Here is a 17,807-nt window from a genome sequence, read left to right as displayed (position 1 = left end):
CTTTTTGTCATTTATAATTATTTTGCTTCCCAAACGTCCACTAAAACGTTCGTTTGTTCACGTGCAGGTCCAACAGAGAAAGTAGCAATTTCGATACCTGTTAATTCACTCACGCGTTCTACATAGCGTCGTGCATTCTCAGGTAGCTCTTCTAATGTTTTGCAGCCTGTAACATCTTCTGACCAGCCTGGAAGCTCTTCATAAATTGGTACACATTGTTCAATAATATGAAGATTTGCTGGATATTCAGTAATCGTTTCATCTTTATATTTATACGCTGTACAAATTTTAACTGTTTCTAAACCAGATAAAACATCAATTGAGTTAAGCGCAAGATGCGTAATACCACTTACTCGGCGTGAGTGGCGTACAACTACAGTATCAAACCAACCTACACGACGTGGACGGCCAGTTGTTGTACCGTATTCACGACCAACTTCACGGATTTGTTGACCTACTTCATCAAATAATTCAGTTGGGAACGGTCCATCGCCAACACGAGAAGTATAAGCTTTAGATACACCAATAACATTTGAAACTCGTGAAGGACCAATACCAGCACCAATCGCTACACCGCCGGCAACAGGATTTGATGATGTTACAAATGGATACGTACCTTGATCGACATCAAGTAAAATACCTTGTGCTCCTTCAAATAACACTTTGCCGCCTTCATCTAATACATCATTTAAGATTTTCGACGTGTCAGTTACATATTTTGCGATTTCTTGTCCATAGCCGTAATATTCCTCGAAAATGTCTTCGAATGTTACGCCTTCAACTTCGTAAAATTTCTCAAATAATTTATTCTTAATTGCTAAATTTTGACGTAGTTTTTCTTCAAATACATCTTTGTCTAGTAAATCAGCCATACGGATACCGATACGTGCTACTTTATCCTGATAGCATGGTCCAATTCCTTTACAAGTCGTACCAATTTTATTATCGCCACGGCTTTCCTCATCAGCGATATCTTGCTTTATATGATATGGCAAAATAACATGCGCACGATTAGAAATTCGTAAATTATCTGTATCAACGCCACGCTCTTGTAAGCCTCTAAGTTCAGTAACTAATGACTTTGGATTAACAACCAAACCATTTCCGATTACTGAAGTTTTTTCTTTATAGAAAATACCTGATGGAATTAAATGTAACTTGTAAGTTTCACCATCAAATTTAATAGTATGTCCTGCATTATCACCGCCTGCAAAACGAGCGATTGCATCGGCTTTTTGTGAAAGGAAATCTGTAATTTTACCTTTTCCTTCGTCTCCCCACTGTGTTCCTACAACTACAACTGATGTCATAGTCAGCACCTCCGTTAGATACGATTTGTATCTCAAATTTTAAGCCGTTAATTATTGTAACAATGAAAGAAACGCCTAGTCAACAAAAATACTTAAAAACACGAACATAAAATCAAAAAATATGATTCAACGTTCGTGTTTAATAACAGAATGGTATGAATATTATCTAACATTCAGATTAATTCCATCTTGGCGTAATCTCCAACGTTGAGTTCCTCTAAAAAGAAGGAAGTTAAGATAAATATTTAATCACGTGGAGGTGGTGGCGGCATTTGCGACCAATCCACATTAATGAATTTATTGAATTCTTTTTTAAATGCAAGTGTAACTGTACCTGTTGGACCGTTACGCTGTTTAGCAATAATAATTTCAATCATATTTTTACTCTCTGACTCTTTATCGTAATAATCATCACGATATAAGAAGGCAACAATATCAGCATCTTGCTCAATACTTCCCGATTCACGTAAGTCACTCATCATAGGTCGCTTATCTTGACGTTGTTCAACGCCACGAGATAGCTGTGATAGTGCAATGACTGGAACCTTTAATTCACGCGCTAAACCTTTTAAAGAACGTGAAATCTCAGATACCTCTTGCTGACGGTTCTCCCCTGGCTTACCACTACCTTGAATAAGCTGTAAATAATCGATTAAAATCATACCGAGGCCATGCTCCTGTGCTAAACGTCGACATTTTGCTCGTATTTCATTGATACGTACACCTGGTGTATCATCAATAAAAATTCCGGAATTCGATAAACTTCCCATTGCCATAGTTAGTTTACCCCAATCTTCCGTTGTTAAAGCACCTGTACGTAAAACTTGTGCATCTATATTTCCCTCCGCACAAAGCATACGCATAACTAGCTGCTCAGCACCCATCTCTAGGGAGAAAATCGCAACATTTTCTCGTGCTTGAACGGCAACACTTTGTGCGACATTCAACGCAAAGGCTGTTTTCCCTACAGAAGGACGCGCAGCTACAATAATTAAATCGTTGCGCTGGAAGCCAGCTGTTATATGGTCTAAATCACGGAAGCCTGTCGGGATACCTGTAACATCACCTTTTTGTGATTGCATCTTTTCGATGTTATCAAAGGTTTCCACCAATACGTCTTTGACATGCTTAAAGTCACCCGCATTTTTACGATTGGCTACCTCCATCATTTTCTTCTCTGCTTCGCCTAGTAATGCCTCTACCTCATCTTCACGAGTATAGCCATCTTCTACTATTTTAGTAGCTACACGAATTAAACGACGTAAAAGAGCCTTTTCTTCGACAATTTTCGCATAGTGTGCGACGTTAGCAGCCGTAGGGACAGCATTGGCGAGCTCTAGTAAGTAAGATAGCCCGCCAACATCCTCAATTTCTTTTTTAGCTGATAATTCTTCAGTAACTGTTACGACATCTATCGCTTTTCCTTGATCACTTAAACGTAGCATCGTTTCGAAAATTTTCTTATGTGCATTCTGATAAAAATCATCTGCAAGTAAAATTTCAGATGCAGTGATTAACGATTGAGGATCGAGGAAAATTGCACCGATAACCGATTGCTCCGCTTCCCGGTTATGCGGTGGAACACGGTCCATCATCGGTTCGTTCATGGATCGTCGCCCCTTATTCTTCCGTTACATGAACTTTTAAAGTTGCAGATACTTCATGATGTAGTTTTACAGGTACATTTGTAAAGCCTAGCGCACGAATTCCATCACTTAAAGTCATTTTACGTTTATCAATTTTTATGCCATGCGCTTTTTGAAGTGCATCAGCAATTTGCTTTGTAGATACTGAGCCAAATAGGCGACCACCTTCACCTGATTTTGCTTTTAATTCTACTGTTAAAGCTTCTAATTTCTCTTTTAATGCTTCCGCTTCAGCTAATTCTGCAGCAGCGTTTTTCGCTTCTAATTTCTTTTGACCATCTAATTGACTTATTGCTTGTGCATTTGCTTCAGCAGCATAGCCATTTTTAATTAAGAAGTTTTGTGCATAGCCATCTGCTACATTTTTTACTTCTCCTTTTTTCCCTTTTCCTTTAACATCTTTTAAAAATACTACTTTCATGATTCAGAACTCCCTTCGAGTACCTCATTTATGGCCTCTTCTAAATGTTTTTTTACTCCAGCAATAGAACTTGCTTCAACTTGGCAAGCTGCATTTGTTAAATGCCCGCCGCCGCCTAGCTTTTCCATAATAAGCTGCACGTTTACCTCGCCAAGCGATCTTGCACTTATACCGATTTTGCCATCTGAACGATGCGCAATGACAAATGAAGCACCTACATCCTTCATTGTTAGTAAAATGTCTGCTGTTTGCGCTATTAGTACGGAATCATACACTTTTGCTTCCTCGCCTACAGCAATAGCAATACCCGGCTTCACGAACTTAACAGTTTGCACTATTTTAGAACGCTCAATATACGTATCTACATCTTCTTTTAACAATCGCTGTACAAGTACTGTATCGGCACCATTTGTCCGTAAATAAGAAGCCGCTTCAAACGTACGGGCTCCTGTACGTAATGTAAAACTCTTCGTATCGACAATAATTCCCGCCAGCAATGCCGTAGCTTCTAGCATATTAATCTTCGCACGTTTTGGTTGATACTCGAGTAACTCTGTTACAAGCTCAGCTGTGGACGATGCATATGGCTCCATATAAACAAGCGTTGGATTTTCTATAAAATCCTCACTTCGACGATGGTGATCAATCACCACAACTTTTTCAGCCAACTTCAATAATTGTGATTCGATGACTAAATCCGGTTTATGCGTATCGACTATTACGAGCAATGATTTTTCGGTCATTCTTGCCGCAGCTTCCTCTGGTGTTAGGAAATTTTCATAGAAATCCGATTTACTTTCTATTTCATTCATTAAACGGGTTACACTTCCGTTTAATTCTTCAAAATTTATGATAACATAGCCCTTCACATCATTCATCTGTGCCATTTTACGTACACCAACAGAGGCACCAATAGAGTCCATATCAGGGTTTTTATGTCCCATAACAAATACTTGGTCACTATCTTGAATTAAATCACGTAGTGCATGGGAAATAACACGTGCTCTAACGCGTGTACGTTTCTCAACAGGATTAGTTTTCCCGCCATAGAATTTTAACTTCCCTGAAGGTTGCTTGATAGCAACCTGATCACCACCACGGCCTAAAACAAGATCTAAACTTGATTGTGCTAGTTCACCAAGCTCTACTAATGAAGATGATCCTGCGCCAACCCCAATACTTAATGTCAATGACATGTTTTTTTGCGCTGTTTTTTCTCGGATTGTATCTAAAATGGCGAATTTTTTCTTTTCAAGTTCCATTAAAATAGATTCGTTTAATACAGCTAAAAAACGATCGGATGATATTCGCTTCACAAATATCCCTTGCTCAGCCGCCCAATCATTAACAATTGATGTCACCATCGTATTCGTTAAACTACGAGGCTGATCATCCATTGCTTGCGTAATTTCGTCATAGTTATCAACAAATAAAATTGCAATAACTGTACGATCTGCAAAGTATTGTTTTTCAATAGCTATCTGCTCAGTGATATCAAAGAAATATAATAAGTTCTCTTCTTTTTTATAATAAACTCGATATTTACGATCACGGAGTGTAATCGTATCTTCGTTTGTCTCCTCGCTCTTCATTAGCACGTAAATGTCGTCAGATATATTAACGATTCCTTCACCTACTAAATTATCCATATTTAAAACGCCTTGCATATATGGATTCGACCATTCTATTTCATATTGATCATTGACAAGTAATATCCCAATTGGCATTTCAAGCAATGCCTCTTCCCCAACTTTTTTCATGCGGAAAGAGATGGATTCAATATGCTTTTCTGTTTCTTCAAAGGTAATCTTTTCTACCTTCCACGTATAGGCCATTAATAGAACAAAACCTACTCCATAGCCGATACCTATCCCAATATTCCAAATACATAGAAGCACGAACGTCACAATGCCAAAAATGGAAAGAACAAAAAGCGGATAGCGGATTGGTCGTTTTCTAAAAGTCCCCATTACATCAGCCCCTTATTCTTTAGTTTTCCCCTTCACAAGTGAACGTACGTCGAAACCTAAATCTACAATGCCTAGCAATATCATAAAGGATGATAGTGGTAAGGCTAACAAAGTAGCTACCCATTTTACACCATTCGGCATTTCCTTTTTAGAAATAAAGTAATGTATAAAGGAAATCCCCTGCAGGATTAATAACATCCATAAAACATAAGAAACATTTAAAACAATAATATCTAATGTAGATCCAGCTTCTGGACGCATAAATAAATTAATGCATAAAACAATCATGTAATACCATAAAATAGATCGTGGTAGACGCATATTTTGGAACGGCGCAAATTTCGGTACATCTAAACCAAGACGTTTTAATATAGGTAAATTTAACGTTATGATTATAAATGCTGTCATAAAAGCAGAGATTGTTACTGTTGCAGGTATTGTCAGCTCAATTGTTTTTAACATAGCCTCAATTATCTCTGGCTGAAACGCTTCTTGACCTGTCATAGTTTTTGCAAGTTCATTTGATTGCTCATAACTTTCGCGTAACATCTCCATGCTCATGCTAATGATATTGATACCAGCAAATTGAACATAGGCAACATAGACAATTGCCATTGACAGAAGAACAGTAACCCCCGATGACATGAATAGGTAAAGTTTGCTCTTCTTTAGATTAATTGCACTTCCTATAACGACACCAAGTAATGCCAAAATAAAGGCAAATGGTACCATAGTTATGCCACTCGTTAAAGTGGTTAAGATACAGCCTACTACAGCTACAAATATTGATGATGAACGCTTGTAATTTGCGCTATACCAAGCAATCGGTAGTGGAGCAAATATTAGACTTACTATAAAAATGAATGGTACATATGCAGAAATAAGCATTAGAATCGTAAAGATTGCGACCATCATTGAGCCTTGTACAAGCGCCTTTGTTTGATTATTCGGCATTGAAAACCTTCCTTTTTTCAGTCAAACTTACTGACTTTTATTGTACCATTTTTTCAGGTTATTGAACAAAAAACGCTAAGAACAACTGGACGCTTTGTCATTAATTTTGTAGAACCAATGACTAAAGCGTAAAATACAAGGCTATATAGGAGATTTTTTACCGAAAAAGCATAACAAATTCATTCTTTATTTAAGTTCTTCTTTATATATATTTAAATTTTCAACATTAGAAATGAGTAGCGTACGACAGTTACTAATACATGAAAAAAGGCTTTTAATCGAAATGATTATAAGCCGTTTTGTTTTTTAAAATGTTACTTAGTCGATTGTTCTTCTCATTCATACGTTTTAGAAATACGATAGCATTTTGTTTCTCAATCTCTAACATTTCATATTTTCTTTATTTATGTCTCTTAAAGTGTAATAAATTCTTATACTAATAGCAAATGGTAATATATAGAGTAATTACTGAGGTAAAATAAGGTCATCACAATAACGTATGATTGATTTCCGTTCCGACTAGGCGCTCGCCTGGGAGCGCCGATGAGCCGAATAAAAAAAGCACAACAAAAGTTAATTAAACCTTGTTGTGCCTTTATTTATATCTTATTTGTCTTCTGCTACGAATGGAAGTAATCCCATGATACGAGAAACTTTGATAGCTGAAGTTAATTTACGTTGGTACTTAGCGCTAGTGCCAGTTACGCGACGTGGTAAGATTTTACCGCGCTCAGAGATGAATTTTTTTAATAAATCCACATCTTTATAGTCGATATTCGTAATGTTATTAGCAGTGAAGTAGCAAACTTTACGGCGTTTGCGGCCTCCGCGACGTGGTGCCATAGTGTGTCTCCTCCTTATCATTTTTTATTTTAGAAGTATTAGAACGGTAAATCATCCTCAGATACTTCTATCGGTCCTTTGCTATTAGCAAATGGATCCTCATCTACACGTGTATAATTCGGCTGATTCACTGGTGGTTGATTTTGCTGATAAGCATCGCCGCCAAATGAACCCTGTCCTGGCATAGCACCACCAAACTGTTGTTGTGGTTGACCACCGCCATATGACGGTTGGTTATTACCGTAAGTCTGTCCACCGTATTGAGGAGATGCAGGAGCACCGCCACCATTACGAGGTTCTAAAAACTGTACGCTATCTGCCACTACATCTGTTGTGTATACTCGCTTACCATCTTGTCCTTCATAACTGCCTGTTTGAATGCGGCCTTCCACTCCAATTAAACTTCCTTTTCGCATGAAGTTCGCAAGGTTTTCAGCCTGTTTGCGCCAAGCAACACAGTTAATGAAATCAGCTTCGCGATCACCTTGTTGGTTTGAGAATGTTCGATTCACAGCAACTGTAAATCTTGTAGACGCAACACCATTAGGCGTATAGCGTAGCTCAGGATCTTTTGTTAGTCTTCCAACTAATACGACACGGTTTATCATCAGAAATGCAACCTCCTTTTCAGCATTTTGTTAAAAATAAATGATTACGCTTCTTGGCGAACCGCAATGTGACGAATGATATCTTCGCTAATGTTAGCAAGACGTGTGTATTCGTTAATTGCTTCTGTAGTAGCGTTTACTTTCACGATTTGGTAGAAACCTTCGCGGAAGTCTTGAATTTCATAAGCTAAGCGGCGTTTGCCCCACTCTTTTGATTCGATGACTTCTGCACCGTTAGAAGTTAAGATTTCGTTGAAACGTTCAACTAAAGCTTTCTTCGCTTCGTCTTCAATGTTTGGACGTACGATGTACATTAATTCGTATTTTCTCATCTGTTTACACCTCCTTATGGACTTAGGCTCTCCTGTACACAGGGAGCAAGGAGCAAGTAATAATTATTACTCACATCAATGAATTGTAACACATAGACGCATGTCTTTCAAGTCGCAAACAAACAATTCTTTCTATATAATGAACTTAATTCATGAATGGATGGAGGATCTTCATGCTACCAGATAAAGAACCTATTGTCATTGAACTCAATATAAAGAAACTAATGTTGGAAAATATCGTTGTCACTAGTGGTCTTGTACTAATATTTATGGCGATTCAATATATTTACACTAAAGATCCTTTTTCCGTAACATTTTGGAATATGATTATTGGATCCATCCTTTTCGTCATTCTGTATATTATTTTCATTATCTTACACGAAGCCTTTCATTTAATTGGTTTTATGGTCTTCGGTGGCGTGCCTTTTAAATCATTAAAATATGGCCTAAATTTAGAGCTTGGCGTAGCGTACGCAACAACCGAACAACCATTACAAAATCGTGCAATGAAAAAAGCTTTATTACTTCCATTCTGGACAACTGGCGTCCTCCCGACAGTTGCTGGTTTCTATTTTAACAGTACTGTTTTAGTGTTAGTGGGGGCTTTTTTAATAGCTGGTGCATTAGGTGATTTTTCCATGTATAAAGAGCTGCGCAAATATCCAAAAAATGCATTAATACAGGATGATCCTCAATTACCCAAACTTTATGTATATATGCCCGAGGAAAAGAAATAACTTTGATAGAAGTCACGTTACAAATAGAATCTGCTTGGCTCCAAGCAGATTCTATTTTTGACACAAATTTATGGCGTTAAAAAACTATGATGTGCAGCTGTATATAAATTTCTCCAAATACGATTAATCGAAGATGTTTCCGTAATTGCATCCATACCAAGTCTACGTATTAAGCTGTTGGCAATATCTACACAAGCTGCTGCAATATCTTTACTCATCCGAGAAAATTGTTGTAGTTCTTCATCAGTCAACTCTTGACCTTCTTTATGTTTTTGCCAGTATTCTTTCAACAATGAATAAAATTGCTCTTCAAGCTGTCTAAAGTTCTTCTGTTGTTGCATCAATAAAAATTGTATTGCGCCAATTCGTTCAGTACGGCTTGGGTCATTGTTTTTTTGTTTCACTAAAATAGCTGTCTCTTCTAAGAAGTTTTCTGTTATCCCAAGGCAAACACTTAAAAAAGAAGCTTCTGCAAATGCTCCAAACGGAAAACTATGTACCGCACTTCCATACTTGTTTTTAATTATACCCAATTGAAATGTTTCCTCTTCAGGTACCCAAACATCTTGCACACAAATCGTATGGCTAGCTGTCGCTTTTAAGCCCATTGCTCGCCAATCATTAAAGACCTCTACTTGATCACTATTTATTGAGCAACTAATGATTTCATCTGTTCTAATACCGTCATTCTCGACGAAGCAATTCATCGTAAAAGTTGTAGCATAATCTGCTCCACTACAATATTTCCATTGGCCTGTTACATTATAGCCCCCATCTATTTTTACTGCTGTACCTGTAGGATAGCCACTGCCTGCTATGACTGCATTTCTTGGTGAAAATATTTTTTCACAAACCTCTTTGTTCAATGTCGGAATAAACGAGTTACCCCCTGCCCCTATTGTGACAAGCCATCCAAAATTGCCATCAAGTACAGACATCTTCTGAAATACTTTTATGCCCTCTAGTAGATCTAAATCTTTACCGCCTAATTCCTTTGCTGTGAATAGCTTAAACAATTGATGCTCGTAAATAAGCTCTAACACATCTTCTGGTAATCTACCTAGACGTTCAATTTCTAAACCACGTTCTTTTATTTGTAATATATTCATACCTAACCCCGCCTGATTGAAATTTCAGATAAGTATATAAACAAAAAAGGCAATCCATTTAAAGATTGCCCCTGTTTGTATTTTACACATTGAAACGGAATAACATAATATCGCCATCTTGCACTACATATTCTTTACCTTCAAGACGTACTTTACCAGCTTCTTTAGCAGCAGGTTGAGATCCAGCTTCAACTAAATCATCGAAAGCAACTGTTTCTGCACGAATAAATCCACGTTCAAAGTCTGTATGAATGACTCCAGCACATTGTGGTGCCTTCATGCCTTTACGGAACGTCCATGCACGTACTTCTTGTACCCCAGCAGTGAAATAAGTTGCTAGCCCTAGTAAATCATATGAAGTACGGATTAATTGGTCTAAACCAGATTCTTTAATGCCTAGTTCTTCTAAGAACATTGCTTTTTCTTCATCATCAAGCTCAGAAATTTCTTCCTCAATTTTTGCACAAATTGTGATAACTTGAGCTCCTTCAGTAGCTGCATACTCACGTACCTTTTGCACATATTCGTTATTATCTGCGTCAGCAACTTCATCTTCTGAAACGTTCGCCACATAAAGCATAGGTTTAATTGTTAAAAGATGAAGTCCTTTAATAACCTTTAGCTCGTCTTCTGAAAGCTCTGCAGCACGTGCTGGTCGACCGTTTTCTAATTGTTCTTTAACTTTCACAAGAATTGGTTCTTCAATCATTGCTTCTTTGTCTTTTTGCTTTGCCATTTTGCCAACACGTTGTAATCGCTTATCAACAGATTCTAAATCAGCAAGTGCAAGCTCTAAATTAATGACCTCAATATCGTCAATTGGATCTACTCCACCTGATACGTGCGTAATATTTTCATCAACAAAACAACGTACAACTTGGCAAATTGCATCTACTTCACGAATGTGAGCAAGGAATTTGTTCCCTAACCCTTCACCCTTTGAAGCGCCTTTTACGATCCCAGCAATATCTGTGAACTCAAATGCTGTTGGTACTGTTTTTTTAGGTGTTACTAATTCTGTTAATTTATCTAAACGTGCATCTGGTACTTCAACAATACCGACGTTCGGATCGATTGTTGCGAATGGATAGTTTGCAGCCAATGCGCCCGCTTTTGTAATTGCGTTAAATAATGTTGATTTTCCAACGTTAGGTAAACCAACGATTCCAGCTGTTAATGCCATGTATGGACACAACCTTTCTATTATCTGTTAAAATTTGCTCTTATCTCCCGTACTAACGGATATTGTGAGGATGTAGAAAGTCCTCACTGATTAATCACTGTATAACCTAATCTATTATATTGATTCACTCATAAAAAGTCTAATACACATGGAATACACATATCATTTTCGCCTTGGCGTAATTGTGTCTGAAGGCTTTATCTTCAATCAGTTGGAGTCAGAACACCTACTGATTGAAGATAAAAACTAGTCTTCACTAGCGGAAATTAAAACCTTTTTCATTTTTTTCTCAAATTCGCGGCGCGGAATCATGACACTATGCTGACAGCCTTCGCATTTAATGCGCACATCTGCCCCCATCCGAATAATTTTCCACTTATTTGTGCCGCATGGATGCTGCTTTTTCATTTCAACAATATCGTTTAAACCAAAGTTCTTCGCTTCCATATTACTCATTTCTCCCCTCTTCATTTCCATTCATACCATAGAACATCATTTTCGGATGAGCCATTGGTATATTATTTTCTTCAAAGAGTTTTGTAACATCGCGACGAATAGTACGAGCCACCCCGTATTGTTGTTGTGGTAATGTTTCTGCGGCTATACGAATCGTTACCTCTGTACCCTTAACATTTTGTACACCTAAAAATACAGGTACTGCTACAAGTTCCTTATGAATTTCAGGTAAAGTATCTAAATACTTTTTAATAATAGCCTCAGCTCTTTCAAAATTGGCATCAGTCGTCATTTGTAAATCTATATAAATTTTAGAGTTGTTGACAGAGTAATTAACAACATCACCAATCGAACCATTCGGAATAATAAACTGCTCCCCTGTAGAACCATTAATCTTTGTTGTACGTAAACCGATTTCTACAACAGTTCCTTCAGCTGAATTTATTTTTATATAATCACCAACACCAAATTGATCTTCAAAAATAATAAAGAATCCAGTAATGACATCCTTCACTAAACTTTGCGCACCAAAACCAATGGCTAAGCCGACAATCCCTGCTCCAGCCAATAACCCTGCTATCTTAATCTCTAAGATAGAGAGAATAGCAATGATTGCTGAAAAATAAACAACATAGGAAATGACACTTTGTAATAATCTTGAAATTGTTGTTTGTCGACGTTCCGAATGGTCTAAAGGTGAACGCATACGCATTAAAAACACTTTTTTAATAAACTTTTTTCCTAATCGTACAGCTAGCCACGATGCAATCAAGATAATAGTAATCTTAACCGAAGCTATTGTTATATTCATCCAGAGCTCCTCTGACATCAGCTTTTCCCAACCGTTTTTTAAAACCCTTTCACTAAACCAATCCATTATTACCACCTCTTGAATAACTTGCTAAAAATTTGCGTATACTGCATAAAAATCGAGCACTTTTTACAAATAAAAAGGAAAGTGAGTTTTTTTATGAATACTATACCAAAATTGCTACTCCCTTATTCTCTTCATCATGAAAGTAAAAATATTGTTTGGCAGTTAAGTACATTATTTTTAGAACATATACCCTTTCATCATGAACGCCTTATTTTCTGTTGTATTGGAAGTGACCGTTGTACAGGTGATACACTTGGGCCATTAACAGGTAGCTTCCTAAAAAAGTCTGTTAGTTTTCCGTATGAAATTGTAGGCTCTCTAGACAATCCTTTGCATGCTCTTAATTTAGACACTACTATGCAACAGCTACACAATCATACTATAAAACCATTCATTATTGCGATTGATGCATGTCTTGGAAGTGAACAAAACGTTGGACATATTTCTGTACAGAATGGACCTATTTTTCCAGGAAAAGCTGTAAAAAAACAATTGCCTCCCATCGGCGATATTTCCGTTAAAGGAATAGTCAATGTTGGAGGCTTTATGGAAATGCTTGTTTTACAAAATACAAGACTTCATATTTCTTATGCAATGGCGGAAAAACTTTCAAGAGCTTTATTGCTCGCTGCACATCGTTACTCACTGAAAAATATAGAAGATAGCAACCACAATACCAACAATGATGAGACCTGGCAACAAGTTAGCAGCCTTGATCTTAGTTAAGCCAGCTATATTTAAACCAATGGCCAAAATCATAACACCACCTACAGCAGTCATTTCTTGAATAAACATTTGTAGTGCAGCATCTGGTATAAAAGAGCTGATTACACCTGCAAAAAGTGCAATTAAACCTTGATAGACGAATACAGGTACTGCAGATAATAGCACTCCTATACCTAATGTAGATGTTAATATTATCGATATAAATCCATCGATTAATCCTTTCGTAATAAGTATATTATGATCATTACGCAGACCACTATCGAGCGCACCAATGACGCCCATAGAGCCGACTACAAATATTAAAGAGGCAGTTACAAAACCTTCTGCTATCCCAATTTGATTATTATCAGTACGATTTTTACTAAATAAAGATTCTACCCATTTTCCAAGTCTATTCATTTGCTTATCTAAATCTAACCACTCGCCAATTACTGTACCTACCACTAAACTTATCATTAAAATAATAAAATTATCACTTTCAAAGCCCATTTTAATCCCTAAAAGTGCAACTGCTAAACCAATAATCGATAATACAGTAGATTTCATCGATTCGGGAATATTTTTAAAAATACGTCCTACTAATGAACCTGCCATAATAAGCAATGCGTTAATTAATGCTCCTAGTAATACCACGTCCCAACCTTCCTTCTCTCTAGAAAAATAGAGAGCGCCTTGTATTTCGGCGCTCTGATTACGATATCGATATTTCTCTTATTCTTCCTGTAAATTTAATATTTCTAAAATGCGTTCTAAATCATCTTCAGAGTAAAATTCAATTTCAATTTTCCCTTTATTATTAGCTTTTCTAATTTGTACATTTGTTCCAAAGTAATCACGTAACTGCGACTCTTTAGCTGCCACAAATATATCCTTTTTCTTTGATTGAGTTGTTTCACGTGAAACTTCTTCATTCAAATTGTGTACTAACATTTCAACTTGCCGTACATTTAAACCTTGTTTAATGACCTTGTTTGCCACTTCTGATATTCTTCTTTTATTTTTTAATCCTAGTAACGCTCGCCCTTGTCCCATCGATAGTGTTCCATCATTCATAAACCCACGAACATCCTCTGGTAATGTAAGTAAACGAACATGATTGGCTATATGCGGTCTACTTTTTCCTAATCTTTTGGATAGCTCCTCTTGTGTTAAATGTAAGCTTTCCATTAAGCTTTGATATGCCTCAGCCTCTTCAATAACGGTCAAATCTTCACGCTGTAGATTTTCTAAAATAGCAAGTTCCATCATTTGCGCATCTGATAGCTCTTTTATAATAGCCGGAATAACCTCTAAACCTGCTAATTGAGTTGCTCTATAACGGCGTTCTCCAGCAACGATTTCATATTTACGTCCTTTTTTTCGTACAGCAATTGGCTGTAAAATACCATGCTCCTGTATAGAGTCAGCTAATTCTTGTAAAGCTTCTTCATCGAAAATTTTACGAGGCTGAAATGGATTTGCGACGATAAGCTCTAATTGTATTTCTTCCACTTGTCCACTTTGTTCTATAGACTCTCCAGGAAATAATGCACCTATGCCTCTCCCTAAACCTTTAGCCATTTTTAATCACTTCCCTCGCCATCTCTAAATACACTTCTGCACCTCTTGATTTTGCGTCATAAATGATAATTGGCTGCCCATGACTTGGAGCCTCACTTAATCGCACATTACGAGGAATAATTGTTTTGTACACTTTATCTTGGAAATATTTTTTTACTTCATCAATCACTTGTAATCCTAGGTTTGTTCGTGCATCAAGCATCGTCAATAATACACCGTCAATGTATAATTGCTGATTTAAATGTTTTTGCACTAAACGTACAGTTGATAATAACTGACTTAACCCCTCTAATGCGTAATATTCGCATTGTACAGGAATAATAAGCGCATCCGAAGCAGTTAAAGCATTAATTGTTAGTAGTCCTAACGAAGGCGGACAATCAATAATAATATAATCATAGTCTTCTTTTACATCTTGAAGCGCATGCTTTAATCGTACTTCTCTGGAAATTGTCGAAACTAATTCAATTTCTGCTCCTGCTAGTGAAATGGTTGCTGGAACGATTGCTAAATTTTCTACATTAGTTTGTTGAATGACATTTTCAACGTTTTCATCATCAATTAATACATCATAAATGCATCCTTGAAGTTCTCCTTTATTAACACCAAGTCCACTTGTTGTATTTCCTTGTGGATCAGTATCGATTAAGAGCACTTTCTTCCCTAAGTATGCTAGACAAGCGCTCAAATTGACCGATGTCGTTGTTTTTCCTACGCCACCCTTTTGATTGGCGATTGCTATAATTCTACCCATTTAAAAGCACCTGCTTTCATCTATCAAAGGTTCACTTTGACAAATCATTTGTAAAATCACTATTCAATACCTCTATCTTACTTTCATTCTATCAAAAAAACAGAAAATAGTTGTATAAAATATTAAGAATATATGCAAAAAAGGAGACATCTCAGATTTATTACTGAGATACCTCCTTCTTTCAGACATATAAAAGTGGCTCTTCATCATGACGAAACCCGCTTCGCTGCAGGGTCTCGGGCCAACAGATGTTTCTTGTGCGAAAGCGCAGTGCTAACGTAGCGGCAGCAAAAGGGTTTTATCTGCGCGAAACGAAGCGGCAACACGATGTTGGTCACGAAGGCGCTATCACAGGACGTGATGCTTTTAACCTTCGTTTCTCTATTGCTAATCCCCAAGGAGTCACCCAGCCTTCGCTCCAATCAATTAATACACATGGTGACCGTTATAAAAATATCATCCTCAACTTTGATGATGTCATAAAGTCAATTCAATCACTATTTAAGACTTTTTCTTTTTAGGTATTTTCACTGTAATTTGATAATATTCCTCTGTGTCTTCTTCTTCAGTCTTAACTGTTATACCGCTCTTTGTTACCATAGATAACGATTGTTTAATCGTATTTAAAGCAATGCGTACGTCTTTACTAATGGCCTTACGTTTCGGTTTTACTTTCTTTGGCTCCGCTTCTTCTTGAGCTTCTGCCTCCGGATGTAATAAAGAATAAATCTGTTCTTCTAACTGACGAACATTCCAATCATTTTCAATCGTTTGTTGTAAAACTTCTAGCTGTAATGGCTGATCTTTAATTGCAATTAATGCACGTGCATGTCGTTCAGAGATTTCACGCTTCATAATAGCTCGCTGCACTTCTTCAGGCAGCTTTAATAAACGTAATTTATTGGCTACCGTGGATTGTCCTTTTCCAAGTCGTTGGGCTAGAGCTTCTTGTGTAAGCTCATGCAGCTCTAATAGTTTTTGATAGGCAACAGCTTCTTCAATTGCTGTTAACTCCTCACGCTGTAGGTTCTCAATTAACGCGATAGAGGCTGTTTCCTTATCAGTTAAATTTCTTATAATTGCCGGAACTTCTGTCCATTGTAGCTTTTTCATTGCTCGATAACGACGTTCACCAGCAATGATTTCATATTGATTTTCTGCTGTTTTACGTACAACAATTGGCTGAATTACACCATGCGTATGAATGGTTCTTGATAATTCTTCAATTTTTTCATCATCAAAAATAGTACGTGGCTGAAAACGGTTAGGCACAATTTGATCTATAGGCAGCTTTATAACTTCTTCTGCTGCATGAACCGTCTCTGCTTGTTCTACTTCATTTTTCACAATAGGCTCAGTTTTATTCCCGCCTCCAAAAAAACGTGAAAAAGGACTTTTCATCCAAGTGGCACCACCTTTAAGTAACTATCTTGCTCTGTTTCATTTCTATTATTATTTATTATATTTCTTAAAATGTATATAGTTCGTAGATGTCATTTGCGTGAACCATCCATAACTAGTATGTATGCTCAAAATAGAAAAAATATTTTCTACTTTGAGAAGTTTCACATGAAACACTAATTATTGAATCGGTGATTTATTTGGTACACCTGGTTTACGCGGATATTTTTTCGGTGTTCCTTTTATTTTATCAAAGATATATAAAATGCGGTCACTTTCTTCAACAGGTAGCTGGAAAGAAAATTCTTCTTTTAGTGCAGCCCCAAATGTAGCCAATGCTTTTTTTGCATCTTTTAATTCTTCCGCGCCAGCTGCTGCTTTTAAAGCAACAAAATAGCCACCTTGTTTTGCTAGAGGCACACATAACTCCGATAAGACAGATAATCGGGCTACCGCACGAGCTGTTACAACATCAAACTGTTCACGATATTTTGCATTTTGAGCAAATTCCTCTGCACGGGCATGTACAAAATTCATATTATCTAATTGTAACTCATCACTTAAATGATTTAAAAATGTAATTCTTTTATTTAATGAATCGACAATTGTTACATGTAAATGTGGGAAGCAGATTTTAATTGGAATACTTGGGAAACCAGCGCCTGCTCCAACATCACAAACTGTCGTCACCTTTGAAAAATCAAAATAGAAAGATGCACTAATCGAATCATAAAAGTGCTTTAAATAAACCCCTTCTAAATCCGTAATAGCAGTTAAGTTCATCTTTTCATTCCACTCAACAAGTAACTCAAAGTATTTTTTGAATTGAGCAATCTGCTTTTCAGAAAGTTCAATGCCCTTTTTCTTCAGAGCCTCGATAAATTGTTGTTCGTTCATGTAAAGTCTCCTTTTTCTAACTG

Annotated in this window: 20 protein-coding genes; 3 read left to right on the top strand and 17 right to left on the bottom strand. The window is 36.9% G+C overall.

Annotated features, from left to right (window positions below):
• Positions 1 to 17: 17 nt before the first annotated feature.
• From ACZ11_RS00355 to rpsF, 8 genes are all read right to left on the bottom strand, one after another.
• The gene (locus ACZ11_RS00355) at positions 18 to 1,310 is read right to left on the bottom strand and encodes an adenylosuccinate synthase (RefSeq protein WP_049662626.1); all 1,293 of its coding nucleotides are present in this window, start codon (positions 1,308 to 1,310) and stop codon (positions 18 to 20) included.
• Between the two features lie 245 nt (positions 1,311 to 1,555).
• Positions 1,556 to 2,917, bottom strand: a complete 1,362-nt coding sequence (gene dnaB, locus ACZ11_RS00350) for a replicative DNA helicase (protein WP_049662624.1) — start codon at positions 2,915 to 2,917, stop codon at positions 1,556 to 1,558.
• Positions 2,918 to 2,930: 13 nt separating this feature from the next.
• Positions 2,931 to 3,377: a 50S ribosomal protein L9 gene (rplI, locus tag ACZ11_RS00345; protein WP_049662622.1), complete on the bottom strand. Its 447-nt coding sequence runs from the start codon at positions 3,375 to 3,377 to the stop codon at positions 2,931 to 2,933.
• Positions 3,374 to 5,347, bottom strand: coding sequence for a DHH family phosphoesterase (locus ACZ11_RS00340; protein WP_049662620.1), 1,974 nt, complete (start codon positions 5,345 to 5,347; stop codon positions 3,374 to 3,376). Before ACZ11_RS00340 ends, rplI begins: the two co-directional genes overlap by 4 nt.
• Before the next feature lie 12 nt (positions 5,348 to 5,359).
• The gene (locus ACZ11_RS00335) at positions 5,360 to 6,301 is read right to left on the bottom strand and encodes a YybS family protein (protein WP_049662617.1); all 942 of its coding nucleotides are present in this window, start codon (positions 6,299 to 6,301) and stop codon (positions 5,360 to 5,362) included.
• 606 nt (positions 6,302 to 6,907) lie between these two features.
• Positions 6,908 to 7,144 carry a 30S ribosomal protein S18 gene (rpsR, locus tag ACZ11_RS00330; protein WP_049662616.1) on the bottom strand — a complete coding sequence of 79 codons (237 nt, stop codon included), beginning with the start codon at positions 7,142 to 7,144 and terminating at the stop codon, positions 6,908 to 6,910.
• Between the two features lie 38 nt (positions 7,145 to 7,182).
• Complete coding sequence (ssb, locus tag ACZ11_RS00325; RefSeq protein ID WP_049662614.1) at positions 7,183 to 7,752, bottom strand: single-stranded DNA-binding protein; 570 nt, start codon at positions 7,750 to 7,752, stop codon at positions 7,183 to 7,185.
• 44 nt (positions 7,753 to 7,796) lie between these two features.
• Positions 7,797 to 8,084, bottom strand: coding sequence for a 30S ribosomal protein S6 (gene rpsF, locus ACZ11_RS00320; RefSeq protein ID WP_049662612.1), 288 nt, complete (start codon positions 8,082 to 8,084; stop codon positions 7,797 to 7,799).
• A 173-nt stretch (positions 8,085 to 8,257) separates the two neighbouring features.
• Here rpsF and ACZ11_RS00315 point away from each other — a divergent pair, with 173 nt between their 5' ends.
• Positions 8,258 to 8,821, top strand: coding sequence for a DUF3267 domain-containing protein (locus ACZ11_RS00315; RefSeq protein ID WP_049662610.1), 564 nt, complete (start codon positions 8,258 to 8,260; stop codon positions 8,819 to 8,821).
• A gap of 68 nt (positions 8,822 to 8,889) precedes the next feature.
• On the opposite strand, the gene ACZ11_RS00310 is transcribed toward ACZ11_RS00315, so the two are convergent.
• From ACZ11_RS00310 to ACZ11_RS00295, 4 genes are all read right to left on the bottom strand, one after another.
• The gene (locus tag ACZ11_RS00310; RefSeq protein ID WP_049662608.1) at positions 8,890 to 9,930 is read right to left on the bottom strand and encodes an acyl-CoA dehydrogenase family protein; all 1,041 of its coding nucleotides are present in this window, start codon (positions 9,928 to 9,930) and stop codon (positions 8,890 to 8,892) included.
• 82 nt (positions 9,931 to 10,012) lie between these two features.
• Positions 10,013 to 11,113 carry a redox-regulated ATPase YchF gene (gene ychF / locus ACZ11_RS00305; protein ID WP_049662606.1) on the bottom strand — a complete coding sequence of 367 codons (1,101 nt, stop codon included), beginning with the start codon at positions 11,111 to 11,113 and terminating at the stop codon, positions 10,013 to 10,015.
• Positions 11,114 to 11,359: 246 nt separating this feature from the next.
• Positions 11,360 to 11,560: a DUF951 domain-containing protein gene (locus ACZ11_RS00300; protein WP_049663460.1), complete on the bottom strand. Its 201-nt coding sequence runs from the start codon at positions 11,558 to 11,560 to the stop codon at positions 11,360 to 11,362.
• Between the two features lies 1 nt (position 11,561).
• Positions 11,562 to 12,446, bottom strand: coding sequence for a mechanosensitive ion channel family protein (locus tag ACZ11_RS00295; RefSeq protein ID WP_082172624.1), 885 nt, complete (start codon positions 12,444 to 12,446; stop codon positions 11,562 to 11,564).
• 93 nt (positions 12,447 to 12,539) lie between these two features.
• On the opposite strand from ACZ11_RS00295, the gene yyaC reads away from it, so the two are divergent.
• The gene (yyaC, locus tag ACZ11_RS24780; protein ID WP_082172623.1) at positions 12,540 to 13,172 is read left to right on the top strand and encodes a spore protease YyaC; all 633 of its coding nucleotides are present in this window, start codon (positions 12,540 to 12,542) and stop codon (positions 13,170 to 13,172) included.
• Here yyaC and ACZ11_RS00290 read toward each other — a convergent pair.
• From ACZ11_RS00290 to ACZ11_RS00280, 3 genes are all read right to left on the bottom strand, one after another.
• Entirely contained in the window at positions 13,089 to 13,805 is a 717-nt protein-coding gene (locus tag ACZ11_RS00290; RefSeq protein ID WP_049662601.1) for a DUF554 domain-containing protein, read from the bottom strand. The genes yyaC and ACZ11_RS00290 overlap by 84 nt on opposite strands.
• Positions 13,806 to 13,883: 78 nt before the next feature.
• Positions 13,884 to 14,732 carry a ParB/RepB/Spo0J family partition protein gene (locus ACZ11_RS00285; RefSeq protein ID WP_049662599.1) on the bottom strand — a complete coding sequence of 283 codons (849 nt, stop codon included), beginning with the start codon at positions 14,730 to 14,732 and terminating at the stop codon, positions 13,884 to 13,886.
• Positions 14,725 to 15,486 carry a ParA family protein gene (locus tag ACZ11_RS00280; protein ID WP_049662596.1) on the bottom strand — a complete coding sequence of 254 codons (762 nt, stop codon included), beginning with the start codon at positions 15,484 to 15,486 and terminating at the stop codon, positions 14,725 to 14,727. The genes ACZ11_RS00285 and ACZ11_RS00280 overlap by 8 nt, the downstream gene beginning before the upstream one ends.
• 248 nt (positions 15,487 to 15,734) lie before the next feature.
• Here ACZ11_RS00280 and ACZ11_RS00275 point away from each other — a divergent pair, with 248 nt between their 5' ends.
• Entirely contained in the window at positions 15,735 to 16,007 is a 273-nt protein-coding gene (locus tag ACZ11_RS00275) for a hypothetical protein (protein WP_049662593.1), read from the top strand.
• Here the strand turns inward: ACZ11_RS00275 and noc are convergent.
• Together noc and rsmG are read right to left on the bottom strand one after the other, a co-directional pair.
• Positions 15,988 to 16,887 (bottom strand): nucleoid occlusion protein, encoded by a 900-nt coding sequence (gene noc, locus ACZ11_RS00270; RefSeq protein ID WP_049662591.1) that lies wholly within the window; start codon positions 16,885 to 16,887, stop codon positions 15,988 to 15,990. The two genes, ACZ11_RS00275 and noc, sit on opposite strands and share 20 nt — an antisense overlap.
• 180 nt (positions 16,888 to 17,067) lie before the next feature.
• Entirely contained in the window at positions 17,068 to 17,784 is a 717-nt protein-coding gene (gene rsmG / locus ACZ11_RS00265) for a 16S rRNA (guanine(527)-N(7))-methyltransferase RsmG (RefSeq protein ID WP_049662589.1), read from the bottom strand.
• Positions 17,785 to 17,807: the final 23 nt, after the last annotated feature.

It is taken from the genome of Lysinibacillus xylanilyticus, assembly GCF_001183605.1.
Lineage (GTDB): Bacteria > Bacillota > Bacilli > Bacillales_A > Planococcaceae > Lysinibacillus > Lysinibacillus xylanilyticus.
Note: the sequence above shows the minus strand (reverse complement) of the source record. Positions and strands in the feature narration are given on the sequence as shown.